Origin of the sequence: Streptomyces sp. SID3343, assembly GCF_009865215.1 — a bacterium.
GTDB lineage: Bacteria > Actinomycetota > Actinomycetes > Streptomycetales > Streptomycetaceae > Embleya.
Genome location: NZ_WWJX01000208.1, coordinates 1 through 819 on the forward strand (window position 1 = coordinate 1; position 819 = coordinate 819).

Annotated in this window: 1 pseudogene; it reads left to right on the forward strand. The window is 73.3% G+C overall.

Going from position 1 to position 819, the window contains the following annotated elements:
* Positions 1–180: 180 nt before the first annotated feature.
* A pseudogene (locus GT354_RS07440) lies at positions 181–819 on the forward strand (hypothetical protein); the annotation flags it as partial.

The window sequence follows — 819 nt, forward strand, 5'->3', positions numbered from 1 at the left end:
GGGCTCGGGCGAGGTCCGGGCCTCGGCCGAGAAACCGCGCGCGCTTTCGGTGGCGCCCGGGCTGCCGGGGCCGGGGCGGCGGTCGGTAGCGTGTGGGTGCCGCCATGGCATTTCGTGCCGGTCGTCGGCGACTGATGGGGAAGAGCGGGGAATGCCTTGATTCGCGGTGATCGCCGCCGTGTGGCCCGGATCGTGCGCGGGGCGGGCGTGCCCGAGGATGCCGCCGCGCCCGGTGCGCGCCTGGCCCGGATCGTCGTCGGCGTGGTCACCGGCGGGTTCTTCTTCGGCGGGTTCGTCGGACTCGTCCAGTCGCCCTCCCTCGCCTTCCAGACCAGGTGCGTCGCGTTCGTGTCGTTGGTGGCGCTGGTGGTGCTGCACGTGCACAACTGCGTCCGCCGCCCGGACGGTCGGCGGCCGAGGGGCTGGGTGCTGACCCTCGGTGCGCAGGTGTTGCTCACCTACGTGCCGATGGTGTGGTTGCACGAGACCTGGTATGGCAATCCGGGCTTCCTGGCCGGCGCGTTCCTGGTGCTCCTGCGGCCGGCCTGGTTGGCGTGGACCGGCTTCGCGGTGGTGTTGGGTGTGCACGTCGAGGTCGGGCTCGCGGTACGGCCGACCCTGGTCGAGGCGCTGTATCTGGTTGTCGGGCAGGCGGCGCTCGTCGGCTTGGCGGTGTACGCGATAGCGCGCCTGGCCGACCTCGTGGCCGCGCTGTCGGCGACGCGTACCGCGCTCGCCGAGGCCGGCGTCGCGCGCGAGCGGCTGCGCTTCGGCGAGACGTTGACCGCCGGCGTGGGCGCGACCCTGACCCGCATCGTC